The organism is Paenibacillus sp. JCM 10914 (genome assembly GCF_001315105.1).
Lineage (GTDB): Bacteria > Bacillota > Bacilli > Paenibacillales > Paenibacillaceae > Paenibacillus_AQ.
Genome location: NZ_BAZR01000046.1, coordinates 25,316 through 31,350 on the forward strand (window position 1 = coordinate 25,316; position 6,035 = coordinate 31,350).

General features: G+C 46.5%; 6 protein-coding genes and 1 pseudogene. All 7 read right to left on the reverse strand.

Annotated elements, in window-relative coordinates:
- Positions 1–25: 25 nt before the first annotated feature.
- The gene (locus tag JCM10914_RS26755; protein WP_023966963.1) at positions 26–1,072 is read right to left on the reverse strand and encodes an epoxide hydrolase family protein; all 1,047 of its coding nucleotides are present in this window, start codon (positions 1,070–1,072) and stop codon (positions 26–28) included.
- On the reverse strand, positions 1,069–1,227 hold the full coding sequence (locus tag JCM10914_RS32080; RefSeq protein ID WP_370570286.1) for an epoxide hydrolase N-terminal domain-containing protein: 159 nt from the start codon (positions 1,225–1,227) through the stop codon (positions 1,069–1,071). Before JCM10914_RS32080 ends, JCM10914_RS26755 begins: the two co-directional genes overlap by 4 nt.
- Positions 1,228–1,851: 624 nt before the next feature.
- Positions 1,852–3,066, reverse strand: a complete 1,215-nt coding sequence (locus JCM10914_RS26760) for a pyridoxal-dependent decarboxylase (protein ID WP_231638768.1) — start codon at positions 3,064–3,066, stop codon at positions 1,852–1,854.
- Between the two features lie 210 nt (positions 3,067–3,276).
- Positions 3,277–3,612: pseudogene (locus tag JCM10914_RS31570) on the reverse strand (M24 family metallopeptidase); the annotation flags it as partial.
- A 306-nt stretch (positions 3,613–3,918) separates the two neighbouring features.
- Positions 3,919–4,110, reverse strand: coding sequence for a hypothetical protein (locus tag JCM10914_RS29115; RefSeq protein ID WP_023966967.1), 192 nt, complete (start codon positions 4,108–4,110; stop codon positions 3,919–3,921).
- 497 nt (positions 4,111–4,607) lie between these two features.
- Complete coding sequence (locus tag JCM10914_RS26765; RefSeq protein ID WP_023966970.1) at positions 4,608–5,150, reverse strand: dihydrofolate reductase family protein; 543 nt, start codon at positions 5,148–5,150, stop codon at positions 4,608–4,610.
- A 183-nt stretch (positions 5,151–5,333) separates the two neighbouring features.
- On the reverse strand, positions 5,334–6,035 hold a 702-nt coding region (locus tag JCM10914_RS26770; RefSeq protein ID WP_036720362.1), incomplete at its 5' end, for an MFS transporter.

The following is a 6,035-nucleotide window of genomic DNA, read 5'->3' on the forward strand; positions in this document are numbered from 1 at the left end:
TTAGGTGTACTTTTGATACACTCTTTCATATCTTATAAACCTTCAAACTAGCGTAGCTACTAAAAAAATCCCTGATGTCTTCGATGAGTGAATCCGGTACTGCCATAGCAACCATATGGCTGACGCTTGTATTATCCGACCAGTGTACGATATTGTTTTTCCGTTCAGCCAGACGACGGAATACAGGACCTCCTCCATGGGAAACTCCAGTCGGTACTTTGGTTTGATCAATTGGCATGCCCGCAGCTCCCTCATAGTAAGTCCAGGACGAGGACCCAGCTGTCCTTGTCAGCCAGTATAATGTCGCGTTAGTGAGCAGTTGATCCAGGTCCAGGGGTTCATGAGGTATTTCAAATCCGGCATCTGGCCAACCATCGAACTCTTTGAACCTTTCTACAAGATAGGCAAGTTGAGCTACTGGAGAATCACTCATCCCATAACTGAGCGTTTGTGGCCGAGAAGTAAGATACGAGGCATAGCCACTTCCTTCTGTGAACCATTCTGCCATTTGTTCTATTTCTAAGCGCTCCTCCTCTGTCAGATCCTCTAGTTCGTTGGGATCACCTGTAGGGATGCCTAGCCCACCGGTAATGTGAACACCGATCATGTGTTCAGAATCTATGACTGCGAGTTCCGGGGAGACCAATGCACCTGCATCATTGCCGTGAGCGCCATAGCGATCGTATCCTAGTCTCCGCATCAGTTCTGCCCATGTTCGGGCGACTCGCGTGATATTCCATGGGGTTTCGTCCGCTGGTTCGGAAAATTGCGAAAAAGTAAATCCAGGGATAGAAGGCGCAACCACATGAAAAGCTATATCCGGATCTCGGCCGTGAGCCCTTGGATTAGACAGTGGACCTATTATTTTCATGAATTCGGCTATTGAATTCGGCCAACTGTGCGTGATGATCAAAGGAACAGCGTTAGGTTCGGGTGACCTTACATGTAGGAAGTGGATGGCCTGACCATCGATCTCCGTAATGAATTGTGGAAATTCATTGAGCTTGGATTCATTTTCACGCCAGCTATAGTCGGTCTGCCAGTACTCCGCAAGATTTTTAAGATAAGTCACCGCCACCCTCCCCCGGGCAATTGGGCAGGCCAACGCGTACGGAGAAGTCGTTCTCGCAAGTCTTCAAGGTCTTCCTCGGGAATTGCGATACGGAACGGGCGGATCTCATTTGGCGTAGCTTCTTTACTTTCCAGTTGCTGTTTTGATTGAGCCATTTAAGTAATTCTCCTTCTATTCATTTTATGGTAGTTCTAAGCTATATTATAGAAGTGGAATATTGACAACAGATTGTCATAATTAAAAGCTCAATACAAAAAATCAATACAACATTGCCCTTCTCTCCCATAGTTCAAAGCCTCATCTACTTGATCAATCAAAAATAAATACCGAACCAATTCCGGTAAAAGGCCACCCATTCGAAAATGGACCCGCTTGGAAAAGTTAAACTTATGCTGTCCTATTTTAAAAACAGTTAGATACTTATCTAATCGGTAATGATAACATGTTCCTGTCCTCGACTTTGGACCAAAAACTTGTACCGATATAACAAAAAAGCCGCTAAAATAGCGACTTTCTATGGCACCATGTTCTTGTCCCTCGACATGTCTGTCTTATAGATTGTGTCACAATCTTGAGTATTATTGGGGTTATTATTTTCACTTATAATTCTCTCACTTCTTTCTATTCAAATTGATCTTACAGTTCGCGCAAAGACCATCTCATTTCTTCGAGAAAATCTTCAGTCGCACCTTCTCCTACTTAAATTCGAATATACAGCGTGCTCTTACTGTTTTTCTGATTATCGTTTTCCTTGCGTGTAATGCAACACTCAATAACTACTAATTAAGGTCCATTCTGGCGAGCACACGCGCGACTGCGTTTACTGTCGCGTGCACATCGGCCTCCGACGTGCGCCAGTTGACAACGCTGATTCGCATTGCAGTTCGCCCTCTCCAAACCGTGCCGCTGAAAAATGCCGTTCCTTCCGCGTTGATAGCTGCAATCACAGAGGTGGTGCGGGCGTCGTGATCTTCTTCTGACGCATTGGGCTCTGGCGAAAGGAACCTGACCAGTCCTTGGTTCAGCGTGGGTGCGAAAACCAGCTCGGCGCCATGCAACGCTGCGATACCGTTTGCAAGCGCTGCGGCATGGGAACAACTCCGCTCAATGAGATCCGCCACGCCAGTTCTGCCCAGCTCACGTAACGCTGCATAAACCGCAAAACCTCGTGCGCGTCGAGTCCAATCAGGCGTCCAGTTGATTTGATCGCGCGTTTCCTCATCATGGGTCAGGTAATCTGCGCTAATTCCCATTGCCGCGCGATGTGCATCGGAGTCTGTTATTAGGGCAATTCCTATGTCCTTTGGTGTATTCAGCCACTTATGCGCATCCGTTGCCCATGAATGTGCCAGTTCGACTCCTGCTAGTTTGCTCCGATGTTGTGCACTTGCTCGTGCCCAAAGTCCAAAAGCACCGTCGATATGCACCCATGCCCCAGCCGCTCGTGCGATGGGAATGAGTTCACTGAACGGATCGATCGCGGCTACGTTAAGATCCGCTGCGTCAAGAATAACAATCGTTGGGCAGTCAGAATCCTTAAGCGCTGTGGACAGCACATCTACTGTGACACGCGCGTCTGCATCGGTTGTGAGAGGAACCAAGGCAGCTGTTCCGATGCCGAGGAAGCGCAGTGCTCGTTCGATACTTCCATGGCGTTGTTCCGACGCCAGAATACGTATTGCTGGAGCTCCGGTCAACCCATCTCGCTCCACATCCCAGCCCCTATCTCGAAGGAGCGCGTGACGCGCTGCGGCAAGGCAGGTGAAGTGCGCCATCTGGCAGCCGGTGGTAAATGCGAACGGTGCTGTGTTAGGCAGATCAAGTACCTCCTTGACCCAAGCTCCGGCAACCTCTTCCACTACAGAGGCGGCCGGTCCGCAAGCATATAGAGCGGCGTTATTGTCCCAGGTGGAAGTGAGCCAATCGGCTGCAAGTGCTGAAGGCAGTGCACCGCCAATCACCCAGGCGAAAAAACGCCCCCCTGCAGATCCCAAATGTCCTCCTTCGGTGGCGGCCACCAACTCGTCTATCACGCGTTCGGCGGGTATGCCATCATTGCCAAGGGGCAGGCCCAATCGACGCCGTAATGTAACCGTGTCTGCAGATGCGCTAACAGATTGCTTGTCCAGTCTGTCGAGAAAATCAACAGCATGGACCTGGGTACGCTCTAGTAGAGAGCGGAAACTAGACATTGCGGTTTCATCTTGAACAAGAAAAGAATGTTCCGCAGCCGCATAATGGCCTCCCAATTCTGCTGAAACATCGATATTTATTACATCGCCCAATTGAATGATTCGATCTTCCGATATTCCAGTGGCAATTTCGTGGTTAATACTTATACATGCGTTGCTAGGGAATTTATTAGTTGTCTTGGGTGAAGGCACAGCCCCATGCCTTTTCAAAAACTGTCCTCCAATATCATCTAACTCCTTTACTGTAATTCCTACACGTGCGTGACCATTCATTTCACTAATCGTCAATGCAACGATTTTGCCAATTTCCTTCAGGGCTTCAATATCGATTTGTGTTTTTTCTGTCAAAAAAAAACCTCCATTTTCCGTATATAAGTTTAAGACGAAATTATTCTAACACAGCAACTCTTTTGATATGTTGCTCATCAATTCGCACACCTCACACCTTGCTTTTATTTCTTCAACGAATGAATTTTAATCAGAGTAAGCTAACTACAAGCTTTTTTACGTATTTGAATACAAATCCTCTGTAAAAATAGTTAAAAAAACCATTTTACCATCCCGTGATGTTTCTACACCCAGTTGTGAAGCAATTTCATTTCAAGGCAACCATACGTTCATGGGTATCCTATAGCTGTCATTATCGCAGAATGGTTAGGCAGCAGGGCTAAATATGGCTACTATAACAACAAACGTCCAAGAGACGAGGAGACCGCGGTACCACCCTACATTAGAGACTTGCTGCAAATTACAGAAAGAACTCTCACGATAATTAATAACGGTTAAACCGGTAAAACTCTTCTTGCCATAGATGGTTTCAAGGGTCAGCTCCGAAGGGAACTTCATTCACACCTTTCCCTAAAACGCTCTCAATCTCCGGCGTTTCCTCCCAGTAAGAAGACATTGAATTAATTTTTCTCCATCAAAACATTTAAAATGCTATGCAATTTTTCCCGTTTACTAACTTAATGAAGTAGCATTGAGATTACCTAGATATTCATCTAATCGGTAATCGGATGATGTTCTTGTCCTTTACGGCATTCGGTACAAGTTCTTGTCCACGACTCGGGACAAGAACTTGTACCGATAACACAAAAAATGCTGACGGCTTCCTACAATGGATACGTCCCCGGAACGAACGCAATTCCGTATTTATCGGTGAGATTTTGAGTGTTTGACGTAAGGACAAGAACTTGGATACTTAAATCAAAAAAACCGCATTTTATGCGGCTTTCATAGTGTATATGTCTTGTCATCGGACATTCTGCAATCCCCACTTGGTTGTCTGTTAACTTCGCTCATCGTATTGACTTCCTGTTCCACCAAAACCTAGCAAGTATACGTTACTTTACAACTCGGTATCGTAGGTGGGTCTCACTCGCAAAGGCCGATGTTTCTATCCGCTCCAACTTAATAAACTCTTCAAGCCCGCCAAATAATGAAATGCCGTCACCCAGCAGCAGGGGTACTACATCTAATACGATTTCATCAACTAGCCCAAGTTTGAGACACTGCCGGGAGATGCTGCCACCCAAAAGAGCGACACTTTTATCACCAGCGCTTGCTTTGGCAGCCTCAACGGCTTGCTTAATATCGTTTACGACGAAACTATACGTGATACCATATTTTTCAACCGGTTCATGGGCTTCGTGGGTCATGAGGTATATTGGAATTTTCAACATACCACCGTACGGTATCTGCCCTTCTTCAATCGTGTTCGTTTTGTTTGCTCCACCAACTATAGCACCAATTTCCTCCATGACTTTATTGACTACTGCGTAATCTTGGTCCGTAGCTTCAAAATCGAACATCCAATCGATACCACCGTCTTTGTCAGCCATGTATCCATCTAGTGTTGTTGTTGCGTGAATAATAACTTTTGCCATTATAATCTCTCCTTTTTTTCTTAGTTTCTAAATAGGTATATCTGATCAATCGCGCAGAACGCAACAGCGCTTCGAAATCACCATAATGGTGTCTCCGTACAGCGATGTCAGGCACTGGTTCACCTTCGTACTTCATAAGGATCAATGAATAGATTCGCGGGTTGGTGTCGCGGCACAGAAGTTCTACTCCTGGGTGGCTTCCTGTGGTAGCGGCATTCCGGCTTCGACCAGTTGCCTGTTGCCAATGAAAAAGATAGCCAGGGCTAGAATGAACAGTCCGGTGCCGATCAGCAGCCATTCGATCTTGACCACATCGGCAAGCGGTCCGAAGATCAACATCCCAATCGGCATCATGGAAGTCGAGATCATTCCGAAAACACCGAATATGCGCCCCATATAATTAGGGTCTACCTTTTCCTGCAGCAAGACGGTCGTCGGCGTAGTGAAAATGGGCATGGCGACTCCGAATACAGCCATTACGGCCAAGTAAATCCAGAAGAAGGGCACAATGCCGAGCGCAAACGTGCACACGCCCATAATCAAGCTGGCAATTGTCATGGTGTGCACTTTATTTTTGAAGCCCCCCCATGATGCGATTATCGCTCCTCCAACCATCATGCCGACGGAAAAGGCGATTTCGATTGCGGTCAACCGCCAATAATCGTCCCCGAAGCTGCGCGCCACCTGCAATGGCGTCAAAAAAAAGGCAGGAGCCATAAGCAAGAAGAAGAAGGCCATAAAAATAAAAAATGATTTTAAAAAGGCATGTTGACGAATATAGACCAAGCCTTTTTTGAAATCATCGAGGTAGCTCGTCGTTTGCTCGTCGGCCGCCTTTTGGTGCAGCGGAATTTTGAGAAAGAAAAACAAGGTGGAGATTGCGAG

Bases quoted from the DNA above. Each gene is read 5' to 3' on its own strand.
- JCM10914_RS29115 (WP_023966967.1), bottom strand. From the start codon at position 4,110: ATGAAGTTCCCTTCGGAGCTGACCCTTGAAACCATCTATGGCAAGAAG.
- JCM10914_RS32080 (WP_370570286.1), bottom strand. From the start codon at position 1,227: ATGGCTCAATCAAAACAGCAACTGGAAAGTAAAGAAGCTACGCCAAAT.
- JCM10914_RS26765 (WP_023966970.1), bottom strand. From the start codon at position 5,150: ATGGCAAAAGTTATTATTCACGCAACAACAACACTAGATGGATACATG.